General features: G+C 65.7%; 12 protein-coding genes. 3 read left to right on the top strand and 9 right to left on the bottom strand.

Annotation, left to right across the window (positions count from 1 at the left end; genetic code table 11):
* Positions 1 to 22: 22 nt before the first annotated feature.
* From AC3WR5_RS02865 to AC3WR5_RS02855, 3 genes are read right to left on the bottom strand one after another with little or no spacing between them, the layout of a single operon-like run.
* A complete protein-coding gene (locus AC3WR5_RS02865; protein WP_492481695.1) occupies positions 23 to 679 on the bottom strand; it encodes a glutathione S-transferase family protein in 657 nt (218 codons plus the stop codon).
* Between the two features lie 18 nt (positions 680 to 697).
* Positions 698 to 1,348: a DUF2238 domain-containing protein gene (locus tag AC3WR5_RS02860; RefSeq protein ID WP_492481693.1), complete on the bottom strand. Its 651-nt coding sequence runs from the start codon at positions 1,346 to 1,348 to the stop codon at positions 698 to 700.
* Positions 1,345 to 2,115 carry an SDR family NAD(P)-dependent oxidoreductase gene (locus AC3WR5_RS02855; protein ID WP_492481691.1) on the bottom strand — a complete coding sequence of 257 codons (771 nt, stop codon included), beginning with the start codon at positions 2,113 to 2,115 and terminating at the stop codon, positions 1,345 to 1,347. Before AC3WR5_RS02855 ends, AC3WR5_RS02860 begins: the two co-directional genes overlap by 4 nt.
* A gap of 261 nt (positions 2,116 to 2,376) precedes the next feature.
* On the opposite strand from AC3WR5_RS02855, the gene AC3WR5_RS02850 reads away from it, so the two are divergent.
* Positions 2,377 to 3,513 carry a S53 family peptidase gene (locus AC3WR5_RS02850; RefSeq protein WP_492481689.1) on the top strand — a complete coding sequence of 379 codons (1,137 nt, stop codon included), beginning with the start codon at positions 2,377 to 2,379 and terminating at the stop codon, positions 3,511 to 3,513.
* A gap of 353 nt (positions 3,514 to 3,866) precedes the next feature.
* Here AC3WR5_RS02850 and AC3WR5_RS02845 read toward each other — a convergent pair whose 3' ends face one another.
* The 6 genes from AC3WR5_RS02845 to AC3WR5_RS02820 are packed head-to-tail and all read right to left on the bottom strand — an operon-like array spanning position 3,867 to position 11,826.
* Complete coding sequence (locus AC3WR5_RS02845; RefSeq protein ID WP_492481687.1) at positions 3,867 to 6,203, bottom strand: nSTAND3 domain-containing NTPase; 2,337 nt, start codon at positions 6,201 to 6,203, stop codon at positions 3,867 to 3,869.
* A gap of 27 nt (positions 6,204 to 6,230) precedes the next feature.
* Positions 6,231 to 6,893, bottom strand: a complete 663-nt coding sequence (locus AC3WR5_RS02840) for an RluA family pseudouridine synthase (RefSeq protein WP_492481685.1) — start codon at positions 6,891 to 6,893, stop codon at positions 6,231 to 6,233.
* Between the two features lie 51 nt (positions 6,894 to 6,944).
* Complete coding sequence (locus tag AC3WR5_RS02835) at positions 6,945 to 8,150, bottom strand: ABC transporter permease (RefSeq protein ID WP_492481683.1); 1,206 nt, start codon at positions 8,148 to 8,150, stop codon at positions 6,945 to 6,947.
* On the bottom strand, positions 8,150 to 8,917 hold the full coding sequence (locus AC3WR5_RS02830) for an ABC transporter ATP-binding protein (RefSeq protein WP_231012209.1): 768 nt from the start codon (positions 8,915 to 8,917) through the stop codon (positions 8,150 to 8,152). Before AC3WR5_RS02830 ends, AC3WR5_RS02835 begins: the two co-directional genes overlap by 1 nt.
* Positions 8,914 to 10,275 carry an efflux RND transporter periplasmic adaptor subunit gene (locus tag AC3WR5_RS02825; protein WP_492481681.1) on the bottom strand — a complete coding sequence of 454 codons (1,362 nt, stop codon included), beginning with the start codon at positions 10,273 to 10,275 and terminating at the stop codon, positions 8,914 to 8,916. Before AC3WR5_RS02825 ends, AC3WR5_RS02830 begins: the two co-directional genes overlap by 4 nt.
* Before the next feature lie 27 nt (positions 10,276 to 10,302).
* Complete coding sequence (locus AC3WR5_RS02820) at positions 10,303 to 11,826, bottom strand: efflux transporter outer membrane subunit (RefSeq protein ID WP_492481679.1); 1,524 nt, start codon at positions 11,824 to 11,826, stop codon at positions 10,303 to 10,305.
* A gap of 204 nt (positions 11,827 to 12,030) precedes the next feature.
* On the opposite strand from AC3WR5_RS02820, the gene AC3WR5_RS02815 reads away from it, so the two are divergent.
* Together AC3WR5_RS02815 and AC3WR5_RS02810 are read left to right on the top strand one after the other, a co-directional pair.
* The gene (locus AC3WR5_RS02815; protein ID WP_492481677.1) at positions 12,031 to 13,299 is read left to right on the top strand and encodes a PQQ-dependent sugar dehydrogenase; all 1,269 of its coding nucleotides are present in this window, start codon (positions 12,031 to 12,033) and stop codon (positions 13,297 to 13,299) included.
* A gap of 122 nt (positions 13,300 to 13,421) precedes the next feature.
* On the top strand, positions 13,422 to 15,545 hold the full coding sequence (locus tag AC3WR5_RS02810; protein ID WP_492481675.1) for a hypothetical protein: 2,124 nt from the start codon (positions 13,422 to 13,424) through the stop codon (positions 15,543 to 15,545).
* Positions 15,546 to 15,585 lie beyond the last annotated feature (40 nt).

The following is a 15,585-nucleotide window of genomic DNA, read 5'->3' as shown; positions in this document are numbered from 1 at the left end:
CTGATCTCGGTCTTGACACGAATCAGTCGTGTAACGGTGCTGGCTTCGGAAAATGCAGCTGGAAGATTTCGGCCACCAGCGGGTCGGCTTCAATGCGCTGCAGCAGCTCGGAAAATGCAGGCCTGTGCTGGTGCATCGCGCGGCGCGTGCCGGACCCGCGGCTCACCACCACCGCCAGGAAGTCCAGCGCGCCCGGCTGCGCGCCGCCGAGGAAAGGTTGGGTTGCGGCCAGCGGCATGAACTGGTCGGCGAACAGCGTCCAGTGGTGATGCAACTGGGCACGGCTGCCGCGCCGCAGCGGCGCCTCGCCGTCCTTGAACCCGTCCAGCCAGCGCTCGGGGTAGTCGGTGATGCTGATGGCTGAATAGCAGTTGGCGGCGATGTAGACCAGGCCACGCACGGTCTGCGCGCGCTCGGCCGGCGTGCCAGGCAGCAGGCCGCTGCCCGGGTGTTCGAGGCCGAGCTGTATCAGGATCGCGGCGCTTTCGGTCATGACCGCGCCGCCTGGTAATCGCAGCGTCGGGATCTGCTGCAGCGGGTTGGCGGCGGCCAGTTGCTCGCGTGCGGACTCAGGCGCCCAGGAGGCGGCGTTGACCAACTCGAAGGGCAGGGCACAACGGTGAAGCGCCAGCTCGACAGCGGCCGAACCGGAACCGGGGAAACCGAACAGGGTATGCACAGGCTGTCTCCTGATGGCTCAAGTCTTGAGGGGTGAGACCTGCCAGCGCGGTCCACGGGCGATCTGCCGGTCCTGCCAGCGGGAGAACAAGGCCAGCGCCAGCAGCGCACCAATGAAGGCGCAGAACATGTCGGATTGCGTGTCCCAGATGTCGCCCTGGGATCCCAGGAACTCGTTGGCGCCCTGGCCCAGCGCGAGTGCTGCGGCCCATTCGATCAACTCATACCACGCGCTGACGGCCATCGCCACGCACACGCTGAGGAAGCCGGTCAGCCAGCGCCCGGCCGACACCCCACGCCGTATCAGTACCTCGCGCGCCACCAGTGCCGGCACCAGGCCTTGCGCCAGATGGCCGATGCGATCGTAAGGGTTGCGCTCGGTGCCCAGCAAGTCCTTCAGCCAGAAGCCCAGCGGCACGCGGGCATAGCTGTAGGCGCCGCCATAGATCAGGATCAGGCAATGCACGGCGATCAGACCCAGCAGCATCGGCGTGAACGGGCAGCGGCGGCGCAGCGCCCACAGCAGCGGCGCGGCGATGACGACCGGCGTCACTTCCAGCACCCAGGTGCCGCGGTCGAACGGCTGCCAGCCGGAGGCGACAAAGGCCAGGCCGACGAGGCTCCACAGCAGCGGCACGATCCACGGCACGGGTCGCGGGTCGCCGCTCATGCGCTGGCGTCCCGCACGTCGGCCACCGGGTTGCTGCCGAAGTCCGGCCTGGCCAGGAAGGCTAACACCCGAGCCGCGGCGTCGGCCGGGCTGAGCAGCTGGCCGCCGGCCTTCAGTGCGACGAAGTTGGCGTGGTCAGGGAAAGCCGCGGGGTCGGCGGCGCGCAGTTGATCCTGCATGCCGGTGTCGATCACGCCAGGCGCCAGCGAGACGACCTTGGCGCCATTGGGCTGCAGGGCTTCTTCCATGGCGAGTGCGCGGCTGAAGTGGTCCATGCCGGCCTTGGCCGCGCAGTAGGAAGCGCTGCCGGCCATCGCCCGCCGGCCCAGCCCGGAAGAGATGTTCAGCAGCTTGCGCGGCACCATCCAGCCGCGGGTGCCGCGCAGGAACATGGTGCTCATCACCATGGCCGCCTCCAGGCCCACGCGCAACACCTTGGCGGTGGCTGCAGGGTCGATGTCGGCCAGGGGCTGCAGCGGCGCGATCACGCCGGCGTTGTTGATCAAGGTGGCTTGGCTGAAACGGCCGGGTGCCTGCGCCTGCAGCCAGTCCAGCAGGGCCCAGCCGGCGGCCTCGGGCTCGGCCAGGTCATGGCGCCACTGCAGCAGCGTGGCGCCGCGGCTGGCGGCCAGTGCATCCAGCGCTTCGCTGTGCCGGCGCGAGATGCCGATCACGCAGTGGCCTTCTTGCAGGTACTGGGCGGCCATGGCCTCGCCCATGCCGCGAGAGCTGCCGGTCAGGATGGTCAACGGAAAAGGGTTTGACATAGGGGGATGAGGCGGTGAACTAGGGGCTGGAAGGCGGTTTGACAGGCTTTGGACAGCCTCAAAAACACTTGTTGTAGCAGCATCGGCCGCTTGGCGAATCAGGGGTCGATCCGACCCACGCCGCGGTGACATGCAGAGGGCCCTGAAGACGGGCGAACTCGGGCATTTGCCGCGGTCCTGACATGCTTTTTGTTTTTTCAGGAGTAGGTTTGTATGCGAGGAATCAGGCTCAGGATTTTGGGGGCCACCTTGACCGCCGCGGTGTTGCAGTTGCTGAGTGTCGGCGCGAGCGCGCAAGACCTCGGCACCGCAGCGCGCAAGCTGGTGCACACGCGTGAAGCATGCAGCAGGGACGTGGCCGAGGGCCACGCGCGCTGCCATGCGCACATCGTGCTGGACCGCAATGGCGAAGACCTGGTCACGGCAGCGCCCAGCGGCCTGAGCCCGGCCAGCCTGCGCTCGGCCTACAAGATCACCGGCAACGGCAGCGCGGCCACCGTGATCGCGGTCGTGGACGCTTACCACTACGCCAATGCCGAAGCTGACCTGGCGGTCTACCGCTCGCAGTTCGGCCTGCCGGCCTGCACCAAGGCCAACGGCTGCTTCAAGCAGATCGACCAGAACGGCGGCACCAACTATCCGGGCACCAACAAGGGCTGGAACCAGGAAGCCGCGCTGGACCTGGACATGGTCAGCGCCATGTGCCCGTCCTGCAGCATCGTCTTCGTCGAAGCCACGTCGACCAGCTCGGCCAACCTGGCCAAGGCCGTCAACACCGCAGCCGCGCTGCCTGGCGTGCGTGCCATCAGCAACAGCTACGGTGGCAGCGAGTCCGGCTCGACCAGCTATGAGTCGGCCTACGACCACCTGAACATCGCCGTGGTGGTGAGCTCGGGCGACAGCGGCTACGGCGTGCAGTTCCCGGCTTCTTCGCCGCACGTGATCGCCGTTGGCGGCACCTCGCTGAAGACTTCGACGAACAGCCGCGGCTGGGTCGAAACCGCCTGGAGCGGCGCCGGCAGCGGCTGCAGCACCGTCTACGCCAAGCCCTCGTGGCAGCTGGACACCGGCTGCGGCAAGCGCACCGTGGCCGACGTCTCCGCCGTGGCCGACCCGAACACCGGCGTGGCCGTGTATGCCCCGAAGAAGTTCGGCACCAAGTCCGGCTGGCAGGTCTACGGCGGCACCAGCGTTGCAGCCCCGGTCATCGCCGGCATCTACGGCGTCAACGGCGGCCCGGTCACCTACGGCTCCGACCCCTACAGCCACACCAACTCGATCTTCGACGTGACCTCCGGCAGCAACGGTTCCTGCGGTGGCAGCTACCTGTGCACCAGCGGCACCGGCTACGACGGCCCCACGGGCCTCGGCACGCCGAACGGCACGGCTGCGTTCTGATCTTTCACTGAACCGGATCGCCCCTGGTGGGCGACTCGGTCAAGTCTCGAAGGCGCCGCTTGCGGCGCCTTTTTTTGTTGTCGATTAACGTACTTCGGAACTTGCACTCAAGTCCACCGACCATGATCGGAAGCTGGCGAGCGGTGGCTCTGTAGAACGTATGGCCGAATGGAAATGGCTCAAAGAATGTCGGGCTGGGCACCGAGTGTCAGATTTTTAGTATCCTATTGATTGTTCGCCGGCTAGGAGCGGAATTTGGCCAACTAACGCCAGCGCGACATTTTTCGTTTGCAAGACGAAGCGACGGCCTCATAGTTTGGCTTAATAAAAATTTTTACCAAATTCGTTCTGAATTAGCGGTCCAGAAGGCTTTCGAAGAGCTCATCCTCGTTGATCGATTCTTTGCGAGAATAATTATCAAGGACTGGATCCGTTTTTCCGCCTAGATCTTCTATTTCATTATCTCGTAGTTCGCGGGCATGGTCTTCAAGGGGTTCCACGGAAATTGCGATGCGCCGGAATTTTGGGATGATTGCCAAGCGTTTGACTGCGTAAATTTCCTCTTCCACCCACCCAGCATCCTCTTCATTTTCAACTACGCCTTGTATCGCTTCCTCGCAGGCCCGAAGGCAAATCTTTACTTCTGCATTGGAGCACCCTTGGATGAGTTCGGCGGCCTGTATTAACGACACAAGATTGCTAGGCCGGGTATCAAGGCCATCTGACACGCTGACTAGGTTAAAGAAACATCGGCGAAATATAGTCGATGCTTTAGCTCCGATTGGATGTTGTAAACTAGATAGCCAAGAGATCAGTTGTTCGAGTTTGCCAGATAAATCCCATTGGGACAGTGATGCGACTATTAATTCATTCCACGATTTTTTCTGTACTATTACATTAAATAGCGCCTTGTTCCTGGAGTCGGTGACGTTGCTAGCGATCTCTATCTCAAGCAGTAATTTCAATATTGATATTTCGGATATTCCTTCTGAACTCCAGCGCCGAGAGCTTCTGCATTCGCCTTGTTCCATTCCATTGATAATTTTTCCACCGATACATCCTTCGCACACTTGTCCAGCATTACGCAGCATTCGCAAGAGATCATCATCTTCAGATTGATTTCGTAGCGTTTTGAAAGCCTTAAGAACTTGGTCTATGTGTGTAAAAGCGGGAATGAGAAATCTCAGTTTGGCAGGAGTGCTGGCAACGCTTTGGATGAATTCCTCCACGGATGGATTTTGAAAGGATATGGTGTCAACCAACAAATGCCCTACCCATTCCCGTAGGCGCTCCGTTATCGCAAAGCTTCCATCCAACTGCCGAATTGCATCCTCAAATTGTTTATCGAAGGATAAAGCAGGCACATCAGCGTGAAGTTGGCGCACAACTCCCTTCACCGAGTCCTGGGTGGCGGAACCGTCAAAGGACCACAGCGCTAAAAGGATGCTGCGTGCAATCTCGCTGATTTCAAACTTGTATGGATGTTGCCACAGCGAAACTGGATTTTTGAATTCGTCTGCAAAGTATTTAAGAAACTCATCATCGCTCATTGATCTGCTGTTGGCTGCAAGACAGACAGTCTCAATCACGCGAGGATTGAAATGTCTTCCCCCAAGTACTTGTTGATATAACTTGGTTTTGATGAGCTTTTCAAGGCGAGAGTTTGGTAAATCAGAAAAGTATAGGTGGTTGAATAGAATTCGCGCACGATGCGGCCTAGCGTAGTCCTCTATTGCTAGGGTGTACTTCAATAATTCTTGGGCCCGCTCGTCAAATGCCCCATGCCTTTGTTTGGCTTCTTCGAGTATGTATTCTCTTGTGGTAAATATGAGTCTTATATTCGTGCTTATAGCAGCTTCGTCGACGAGTCGAAGGAGTGAAATTTCCTCATTTTTTGCGAACTTGTTGTCACCGAATGAAAGTCGACCCAGAAAATCATCATAGACAATAATGCATGGCTTATTGGCGTCTTTTGCGGTGTGAACAATTTTCCAAGCTTCTTCGACGTTTGTTGACACCCAAATGGGCTCATAGCCTTCATCAAGGTAACGAATTAATAGTAGACGAGCGAGCGTTGTTTTCCCAATGCCAGGATTTCCGACGATCATGACGTGATGGCGCTCGTTTAGACGCTCGAGAGCTTTGGAGAAACCATCGTGTATTACGAGGCGGCTTGCTGTTCGCCGTATTTCTCTTATGCTGGCGTCGGTTTGAGAGAATATGTGCGAATGCAGTATTTGCTGCAAAACAGCCGTGCCGGAAATCCAAAGCTTAAAATGGCGACGCTCGATCGTTGGGTTGTCCCGGATTATTCGATTTAGAGCGTCTGCGCCAAAAATATCGTTAATCGAGGTAATCCAAGGTGCTAGGAGATTGAAAATGTCTTGCTCGTTTTGGGGGCTGAGGCCGACGGTTGTCGCGATTACATAGCGTTTCGGCTTGAGCTTTTTGAGCTTTGGAAGTTCATTTTTGAGACTCCTAAGCAACGCCGGGAAACCATGCGTGACATAGCGTTTGCATTGGACAATCAGGTCGCCTGTCCCGGTGGCCGTCAATGCAAATCTGAGGTCAATACCGCCGTCGCGCCCATTTTTAAACTGCTTCAGAGGGACACGCAGTTCACTTGAAAGCAGGTCGCAAGCCAAAGCTTCGAAATCCTGCGGAGAAAGTGTCATGAAATCGTAGGGCATTGGTGTTGGTCCCCGATTGCCTTGAGATTAGAACGGCGCTGGCGCTTCCAGGACCAGCCGATCTACGCTGACAGGATGCGGCAGCGAGAGTTGCCAAGCATGCAGCATCAGCCGCCGCGACGCCGCCTCCACCTCCGGCGCTGCATACAGCTCGTCGCCCAGGATCGAGTGGCCGATGGCTTGCAGGTGCACGCGCAACTGGTGCGAGCGGCCAGTGATGGGGGTGAGCAGCAGGCGGGAGGTGTTCGTGGCGGCGTCTCGGGAGAGACAGCGCCACAGCGTGGTGGACGGTTTTCCCTGCGCAAAGTCCACCATCTGCCGCGGCCGGTTCGGCCAGTCGGCGATCAGCGGCAGGTCCACGCGGCCCTCGTCTTCGGCGAGCAAGCCGGCCACCAGCGCGAGGTAGCGCTTTTCGGTCTGGCGTTGCTCGAAGGACTGGCTGAGCGTGCGTTGCGCGGCGGCGCCGCGGCCGAAGACCAGCACGCCGGAGGTGCCCATGTCGAGGCGGTGCACGGTGAGTGCGTCGGGGAACAAGGCCTGCACCCGCGAGGCGGCGCAGTCGGCCCGCTCGGCACCGCGGCCGGGCACCGAGAGCAGGCCGGCTGGCTTGTCGATGGCGACCAGGTGCGCATCGGCGAACAGCACTCGCAGCTCGGACAGCGGCGGTGGTGTGTACAGGATTCCAGCCATGCGCGATCTTAGCGACCGCGGTCCTTGCGCCGGCCGAGCGTCACTCGTGCGTCACTCGTGCCTGAGCGCCTCGATCGGGTCCAGCTGCGCTGCGCGCCGCGCCGGCATGAAGCCGAACACCACGCCGATGGCGGCGGAGAAGCCGAAGGCCAGCAGGTTCACGCCGGTGTTGAAGGCATAGGGCACACCCAGCAGCGAGGTCAGCCCCAGCGAGGCCAGCGTGGCCAGCACCAGGCCGACCAGGCCGCCCAGCGAGGACAGCACGACGGCCTCGATCAGGAACTGCAGCAGCACCTCGCGCTCGAACGCGCCAATGGCCAGGCGCACGCCGATCTCGCGGGTGCGCTCGGTCACGCTGACCAGCATGATGTTCATGATGCCGATGCCGCCGACCAGCAGGCTCACGGCGGCCACCGCGCCCAGCAGCGAGGTCATCAGCTGCGTGGTGCCGGAGAGCGTGGCGGCGATCTGCGCGGTGTCCAGCACGTTGAAGTTGTTCTCCTGCCCTTCCGCCAGCTTGCGGCGTTCGCGCAGCAGCGTGGTCAGGCTGGCGGTGACGGCTTCGCTGTCCACGCCGTCGTCTATCGAGACCAGCAGCGTGTTGATGCGGGTGTTGCCGATCACGCGGCGCTGCGCGGTGCGCAGCGGCACGATGATGGTGTCGTCCTGGTCCATGCCCATGGCAGCCTGGCCCTTGCTCGCCAGCGTGCCGATGACCTCGCACGAGAAGCTCTTGATGCGCACCTGCTGGCCGACCGGGTCCTCGTTGTTGAAAAGCTCGCGCTTGATGGTGGCGCCGACCACGCAGACCGCGGCACCGGCCGTCTGCTCGTCTTCATTGAAGATGCGGCCGCTGGCCAGCGTCCAGTTGCTGGCGGCGAAGTACTGGTCGTTGCTGCCGGTGATGGTGGTCGCCCAGTTCTTGCCGTTGGCGATCACAGTGACAGCGGAGCGCACCTCGGGCGCAACGGCCTTCAGGCCGGCCACTTCATCGCGGATCGCGTCCACATCGGCTTCCAGGAAAGCCGGTGCGCCGGTGCCGCCGCCCGGGCCCAGGCGCTGGCCGGGGCGGATCTGCAGCAGGTTGCTGCCCAGGCTGCTGATCTGTTCGCGCACCGCGCGCGTGGCGCCATTGCCGACCGTGACCATGGTGACCACCGCAGCCACGCCGATGACGATGCCCAGCACCGTCAGGAAGGAGCGCAGCAGGTTGCGGCGGATGGCTCGCAGAGACAACAGGAAGGTGTTGCCCCACATCAGGACTGGCCCTCGCTGAGGTTGGCAAACTGGCTGGGCGGTGCGTCATGCGGCGCCTGGTATTCGTCGCGTTCGATGCGGCCGTCGCGGAAGTGCACGATGCGCTGGGCCCAGGCGGCCATGTCCGGCTCGTGGGTGACCATCAGCACGGTGATGCCGTGTTCGCGGTTCAGCGCGCGCAGCAAGGCCATGATCTCTTCGCTGCGGGCGCTGTCGAGGTTGCCGGTGGGTTCGTCGGCCAGCAGCACTGTCGGCTGGGTGACGATGGCACGGGCAATCGCCACGCGCTGCTGCTGCCCGCCGGACAGCTCGGCCGGCGTGTGGTGCTCCCAGCCGGCCAGCCCCACCTGGGCCAGCGCGGCACGGCCGGCCTGGTGGCGCTGCGCAGCGGCCTCGCCGCGGTACAGCAGTGGCAGCTCGACGTTCTCCAGCGCCGAGGTGCGCGAGAGCAGGTTGAAGCCCTGGAACACAAAGCCCAGGTGGCGGCGGCGCAGCCGGGCGCGGGCGTCACGGTCCAGCCGCTCCACGTGGATGCCGGCGAACAGGTACTCGCCGCTGGTCGGCGTGTCCAGGCAGCCCAGCAGGTTCATCACGGTAGATTTGCCCGAACCGCTGGGGCCCATGACCGCGACGAACTCGCCGGCCGGGATGTCCAGGTCCACGCCCTTGAGCGCCTGGAAGGCGATGTCGCCCTGGCCGTAGGTCTTGGTCACGCCGCGCAGGCGGATCAGCGGGCCGCCGGTGGGCAGGTCCTGGGCGGTGCTCATTTCGCAGCTCCGCTGGCCTGGCCCGTCTGCTGGCTGATGATGACAGGCAGGCCTTCCTGCAGGCCTTCGCCGCTGACTTCCGTCAGTCGCCCGTTGCTCAGGCCGACGGTGACGGTCAGCGGTTTGGGCCGCCCGTCCTCCAGCACCCAGATGCGCTTGCTGCTGCCGCTGTCGGCATTCGCCTTCGCGGGCTTGCCGCCGTTCTGGCCACCGGCGCCGCCCGCACCACCGGGCCGGCCGGCACCGGGCGGGCGCGGCATCAGCATGGACATGATGCCGGCGCCGCCGCTGGCGCTTGCACCCGGCGCGCCGCCGCGCTGCGTGGGCGCGTAGTTCAGCGCGCTGCGCGGCACCAGCAGCACGTTCTTGTGCTCGGTGGCGGCAATCGTCGCGGTGGCGGTCATGCCCGGGCGCAGCGTCTGGTCCGGGTTGTTCACGTCCAGCTGCGTGGTGTAGGTGACCACGTTGTCTGTTGTCGTCGAGCCGAAGGCCACGCGGGTCACATTGGCCGGGTACTTGCGGCCCGGCCAGGCGCTGACGGTGAACTGCGCTGTCTGGCCCTCTTTGACCTGGCCCACGTCGGCCTCGTCCACGTTGACCGAGAGCTTCATGCGGCTCAGGTCCTCGGCCATGGTGAACAGCGTGACGGCCTGCAGCGAGGCGGCCACCGCGTTGCCCGGCTCCACGGCGCGGGTCAGGATCACGCCGTCGATCGGCGAGCTGATGGAGGCCTTGGCGAGGTTGGTCTGGTTGGTGCTGAGGCCGGCCTGCGCCTGGGCGACACCGGCGCGTGCCGCGGCTTCGGCCGAGATCGCGCGGTCCAGCGTGGCGCGGGCGGCGTCCAGCTCGGTCGCGGCTGGCGTCTTGCCGCCGGAGAGCTTGGCCACCTGCTCCAGGCGGGCCAGCGCCAGGCGGGACTCTTCCACCGTGGCCTGCGACTGCAGCACCGTGGCCTGCGCGCTCTGCAGCGCAGCCTTGGAGGTGTTGACCTGGTCGATCAGCTTGGCCGTGTCCAGCTCCACCAGCACCTGGCCCTTCTTGACCCGGTCGTTCACGTCGACCAGCACGCGCGTGACGGTGCCCGAGAGCTCGCTGCCAATGCTGACCGAGCGCGTGGGCTGCAGCGTGCCGTTGGCGGTCACGGTGAGGGACAGATCGCCGCGCTTGAGCGGCTCGGTGACATAGCGCGGCGCATCGGCCTCGGCCCGGTGGCCCAGCCACAAGGCCACGCCAACGCCGGCGAGCGCCAGCAGCGCCAATGCGACCCAGGTGCTGCGGCGGCGCCAGCGCGGGGTGGTGTCGCCGGCCAGCCAGTCGGGGGTTTGCTGGCCGGGGTCTTGGGGAGAGGAAGACGTCATGGAGAGGGGGTCCGGAAATGTTGGGGCTCAGCGGCTTGCGACGGGCGAGCTGGCGGTCGGCTGGCTGGCGGTCGACTTGGCGGACGGGGCGGTCGCGGCGGTTTCACCGTCCGGCGTCCAGCCGCCGCCCAGTGCCTTGTAGAGCTGCACCAGGTTTTGCGAGAGTTCGGTCTGCGTGCTTTGCAGGCTGGTCTGCGTGCTCAGCAGGTTGCGCTGGGCTTCGAGCAGGCTGGCGGTGTCGATCAGGCCGGCCTGGTGGCGCTGGCGGGTCGCGTCGAAGACGTTCTGTGCGGCGGTGGCGGCCTTGCGCAGCGTGCCCACGCGCTCGCGGCTGCCGCGCACGGCGACCAGGCTGTCCTCCACGTCCTTCAGCGCGGTGAGCACCACGGCTTCGTACTGGATGCGCGTGGCGTCCAGCGCAGCGTCCTGCTGGGCCACCAGCGCCTCGCGCTGACCGCCGTCGAACAGCTGCCAGCTGAAGGCCGCGGCCAGGCTGGCAATGCCGGCACCGCTGGCGCCCAGGCCGGCCAGCGTGAGGGCCTGCAGTCCCGCCGAGCCACTGAGCGAAAACGCCGGCAAACCTTCGCGCCGCGTCTGGTCGCGGCGGGACCATTGGGCTGCTACCGAGGCTTCGGCCGCGCGCAGGTCCGGCCGCTGGCGCAGCAGGTCGGCCGGCACGCCCACGGCCAGCCTGTCCACCAGCGGTTCGGTGTTCGGCATGGCCGAGACCTGGGCCAGGCTGCCCTGCAGCGCCTGCAGGCTGCGGCCGGTCAGCAGCGCGAGCTGGCTCTCGTATTGGGCGACTTCGGTGGTCAGCGAGGGCAGGCTGGCGCGGGTCTGCTCGGTGCTGAGCCGCGCCTGGTCCAGGTCCAGCCCGCTGGCCAGGCCCGCCTGAACACGCCAGCTGACGAGTTGAGAGCTGTCCTCGAAGCTGTCCAGGCTGGCCTGGGTGATGCGCTGGCGGGCCTGCGCGTCGCGCAAGCCCAGGTAGGCGAGGCCCACCTCGGCGGCCAGCGAGACCTGGGTCGCATGGAGGTCCTGCGTGGCGACCGCCACGTCGGCGCCTGCGGCGTCGATCGCGGCCTGCTGCGAGCCGTTCAGGTCCGGGTTCCAGCTGGCGCTCAGGCCCACCTGGAACTGGTTGCTGTTGGCGTTGTTGCTGTGGTTGCGGCTGGCCGAGGCCGAGGTGCCGACCTGCGGCCGCGCCCCGGCCACGGTCGCCGCGCGCGCCGCCTGCGCCTGGGCCAGCGTGCTGCGGGCCACGCGCAGGTCGGTGTTGCGGGCCAGCGCCTCGCGCACCAGCGCGCTGAGGTCGGCATCGTCGAACTGCTGCCACCATTGCGCCAGCACCGCGCCGTCCGCCGGCTTGGCCTGGCCCGGGCCGGCACGCAGCCAACTCATGGGCAACAACGGCGTGGCCGCCGAAGCCGCAGCGGTGGCGCTCTCTGGCGGCCGGTCTTCAGGCGCAGCAGCCCAGGCGGGCAGCGCCAGCGCCAGGCTCAGCGCCAGCAGCGCGGGCCGGAAGCGGTCGGGCAATGGGTGTGGAAGCATCGGTCCCTGCATGGTGTCCAGTGGTGGCGCGCGAGCAGCGGCGAGCCCCCGAATGTCCAGATGCTCGCCGCGTGCTGGAAGGGCCTTGCGTCCGCTTTGTAAAGTAAAGTGGATTGATCGGTCCATCCCGCTGACTGCGACGACTTCCGCGGCCGCAGGCGCGGAGTCGGCCTGGATCCCTCTTCACAAACCGGCGCACCTCGGATGAATCAGCGGCTTTCCTGGCGTTCGGGCGCGAGACTGGCGGCGTTGGCCGTGGCCTGCTGCGCTTCCCTTGTCACTGCCAAGAAACCAGCCGAGGCGAATGCCGGCTACGCGGTCAGCGGCAGCTGCGCGGGGCATCCGGCGGTCACTTCGCTGAAGGTGGCGCCGGGCTTCTGCGTGGGCCTGGTGGCGAGCGACCTGGGTGCGCCGCGGGGCGTGCTGCCGCTGCCGGACGGGCGCGTGCTGGTGACCGACCGCGGGCCTTGGGACGGCCAGCGCGGCCGCCTGCTGGCACTGAGCTTCGGCGAGCAGGGCGAGGTTCAACTGAAAGTCTTGCTGACCAAGCTGGACCGGCCGCACGGCCTGCAACTGGACGCGGCCGGCCGGGTGTTGATTGGCGAGTCCGGCCGCATCAGCGTGGTGGACTTGCGGCCCGATGGCGCGGTGCTGAAGCCGCTGATCGAGCACCTGCCCACGGCTGGGCGCCATCCGCTGAAAGCCTTCATCGTGGCGCCGGACGGGGCCTTGATCGTCAACCTTGGCGCACCGACCGATCACTGCGAAAGCTCGGACCCAGCACCTGCTTCGGCGCCCGCCGGTTTCCTGCCTTGCCCGGTGGCGGAGGGCGGCCAGGCCCAGGCGGCGCTGTGGCGCTACGAGCGGGTCAAGGGCGAGCCCGAGCGCTGGGAAGGCAAGGTTCTGGCGCGCGGCCTGCGCAACTCGATGGGCCTGGCCTACAGCCCGCTGGACGGCGCGCTTTGGCAGGCCGAGAACAGCCGTGACAGCTTACCCGGCCCGGTGCACGATTCCGCCACGCGCCCGTTCGACGAGCTCAACCGCGTGGCGCAGGGCCGGCACTACGGCTGGCCGTATTGCACCGAAGCCGATCTGCGCGACCCGGCGTTCGGCCGCTTCGACTGCAGGCAGTACACCGCGCCTGAACGCCTGCTGCCACCGCATTCGGCCCCGCTGGGCATGCTGTTCTACGACGCGTCGCAAGCCCCCGCCGCCTGGCGCAAGTCCCTGCTCATCACGCTGCACGGCTACCGCGCCACTGGCCACCGCATCATCGGCTACCCGCTGTCGCCCAAGGGCCAGCCCGCCGCGAAACCGATCACCTTGGTTGAAGGCTGGGATGCCGCCACGGGACTGCACCCGATGGGCGCGCCCACCGACATCAAGGCCGACTCGAAGGGCCGGCTGTGGGTGACCGAAGACCGCAACGGGACGCTGCTGGTGATTGCGCCGGTTGTCCAGGATCCAAGGTGAGCGGCGTCACAAGCTGAATCGCCTGCGCTGTCCCGTCCTGTGCCGTTTTCGCGTACACCGTTGACGAAGGGGCGTCGCGCCCCATCCGTCTGAAGACCGACAAACAGGGGAGCCGGTGCACCATGAACATCTCGAACCGCAAGGGGGCCAAGCGGCTTGCCTGGGTGGCGTTGGCCCTGCTGTTGGGGCTGGTGTGCCTGCAATTTTTCAACCACCGCGCGGTCAGCGGCAAGCTGTGCGGCGAAGCGATGCGATGCGCGGACGACAACCATTGGTCCCGTCTGGGCCTGCAGGCCGACATTCCCAAGCTGCCGGCTGCGCTGCAGGCCTCCGCGGTCCAGGCCAGTGTGCACACCGGCCTCGTGCGCAGGGCTTGCGATGGCGGCTGGACGGCAGCTTTTGGGGCGCGCATCGAGCTCGACGCGATTGCCGTTGGCAAGCTGGTCAGCACGCAACGAACTTGTGTGGACGTGGGGCGCAGTGAGCTGCATGCGAGTGTGGCGGGCGCACAGTTGACGCTGGACAGCTGCCGCGTTCTGCTTTCGCCGCTGCGCCTGGACTGGGGCGACAGCTTGCGGATCACGCTGGCGGGACAGCCCGCACCCGACGCCGCTGCGGCATGCGCCGCATCGCTGCCGCCTGGCGGTCTTTCGGCTCTGGCGCAAACGCTGGGGGACCTGAAGCTGAGCGCAACAGCCGAGTACGGCTTGCCGTTTTCGAAGGCCGATTCGCTGGCCGGGTTGTCGGTGCAAAAGGTGCTGTCCACCATGGCCACGACGCAGGAACTTCGCTTGGCCTCGGGCAGCGGCACTGGCCAACTGAGCCTGAAGACCCGGCCGGCAGCGGACGCTGCGCAGGCTTCGCCCGAGCTGACGCTCACGGCAGGCGTGGAGGGCGCGTTGCGGGCCTTGCTGCCTGAGGAGCTCGGTGCCTTGATGGCGGCCGGTCGGCCACTGCAGGTTCGCTGGAACCTGGGGCACGAGTCCGGCGTGTCGGTCAACGGCCGGGCTGTCGCGCGCAAGGCGGTGCAGGTCCGCCCGGCCGGTCTGGTGACCTTGGGCGACGAGTGCAGCACGCCGGTGCCGGAGGCTGGCCGCTCGCTGTTTTTCGTGCAGGCCAGCGACCAGGGTGAGGCCGTGGCGCCGCCACAGATGCAGGCGGTGTTCGACGCGGTGGCGCAGGCCAACGCAGGTGCCGGCGCGCTGGTTGCGCTCTTCGTGCACGGTTGGCAGCATTCGGCCGACAAGGCGGACAGCTATGTGTGCGACTACGCGGACCTGACCAGCGGGGTCAGGGCGATGGAGCAGGCGGCAGCACGGGCATCGGGCCGTGCGCCGCGCCAGGTGATTGGCGTGTTCTTCGGCTGGCCAGGCGCGCCTTATGACAGCGAGGTGGCCAATGTGGTCACCACCTTCTGGAACCGGCTGCAGGCGGCTGACAAGCTTGGCGGCGCGCAGGCGGTGTTGCCGCAACTGATCGCGGGCCTGGCTCAGCGGGTGGACTCGGCGCCGCGGGACCAGCGCGCCGACCGACGCAGCGCCTTCGTCTTGGCGGGCCACAGCATGGGCGCGCGCGCGGTGTTCAGCGCCATTCGTGGGAGCCTGTTGCAAACGAGCGCTGGGGCCCAGCTGCCGCCGCGGCCGGACCTGGTGCTGTTGATCAACCCGGCGTTTTCGGCCGAGCTGTACCGCGCGGTGCACGACCAGCAGGCGCAGTGCGCGCCGGCCAGCATGCCGGTGCTGTTGTTTTCGTCGGAAACAGACGGCGTGACGCGCGAGGTCTATCCCGCCGGGCAGGCCATGTCCTATGCGCCCGATGCGCCGCAAACCGCGCCGTTTCTGGAGCACATCTACACGGCAGCCAACTTCCCGGCCTTCGTGACCCACCGGCTGCGCATGGAGGTGTTGCAAGGCGAGACGCCGGACGCGCACGGTCCGCAAACCATCCTGCGAGGCTTCCAGCGCGCGCCGGCGCGGTCCGACGAGTTGTATGCCGACAATCCTGTCACCGTGTTCCACCAGCCTGCGACCGGCTTTCCGGCACCGTCGGACGCCTGGTACCGCATGCGGCTGGAAGCGGTGGACGACAAGGCCAGCACCTGCCCGGCGGGCGGCTCCAAGGTCATCGAGGTGGACCGGCGCATCGTGCCCGACCACGGGACCATCTTCACGCCGCCGTTCATGGAGTACGTGGTGCGTGCGCTCAACCACGGGACCGCGGGCTTGCAGCACAAGGCCACGCCGTAGCCGCCGAGCAGGCACAAAAAAGCCACCCGAAGGTGGCTTG

Source organism: Ideonella sp. FW305-24, from assembly GCF_058788035.1.
The sequence above is the reverse complement of the archived record's forward strand: the minus strand, read 5'-3'. Positions and strand labels throughout refer to the sequence as shown.

Bases quoted from the DNA above. Each gene is read 5' to 3' on its own strand.
- AC3WR5_RS02845 (WP_492481687.1), bottom strand. From the start codon at position 6,203: ATGCCCTACGATTTCATGACACTTTCTCCGCAGGATTTCGAAGCTTTG.
- AC3WR5_RS02830 (WP_231012209.1), bottom strand. From the start codon at position 8,917: ATGAGCACCGCCCAGGACCTGCCCACCGGCGGCCCGCTGATCCGCCTG.
- AC3WR5_RS02835 (WP_492481683.1), bottom strand. From the start codon at position 8,150: ATGTGGGGCAACACCTTCCTGTTGTCTCTGCGAGCCATCCGCCGCAAC.
- AC3WR5_RS02855 (WP_492481691.1), bottom strand. From the start codon at position 2,115: ATGTCAAACCCTTTTCCGTTGACCATCCTGACCGGCAGCTCTCGCGGC.
- AC3WR5_RS02840 (WP_492481685.1), bottom strand. From the start codon at position 6,893: ATGGCTGGAATCCTGTACACACCACCGCCGCTGTCCGAGCTGCGAGTG.
- AC3WR5_RS02860 (WP_492481693.1), bottom strand. From the start codon at position 1,348: ATGAGCGGCGACCCGCGACCCGTGCCGTGGATCGTGCCGCTGCTGTGG.
- AC3WR5_RS02810 (WP_492481675.1), top strand. From the start codon at position 13,422: ATGAACATCTCGAACCGCAAGGGGGCCAAGCGGCTTGCCTGGGTGGCG.
- AC3WR5_RS02815 (WP_492481677.1), top strand. From the start codon at position 12,031: ATGAATCAGCGGCTTTCCTGGCGTTCGGGCGCGAGACTGGCGGCGTTG.
- AC3WR5_RS02825 (WP_492481681.1), bottom strand. From the start codon at position 10,275: ATGACGTCTTCCTCTCCCCAAGACCCCGGCCAGCAAACCCCCGACTGG.
- AC3WR5_RS02820 (WP_492481679.1), bottom strand. From the start codon at position 11,826: ATGCTTCCACACCCATTGCCCGACCGCTTCCGGCCCGCGCTGCTGGCG.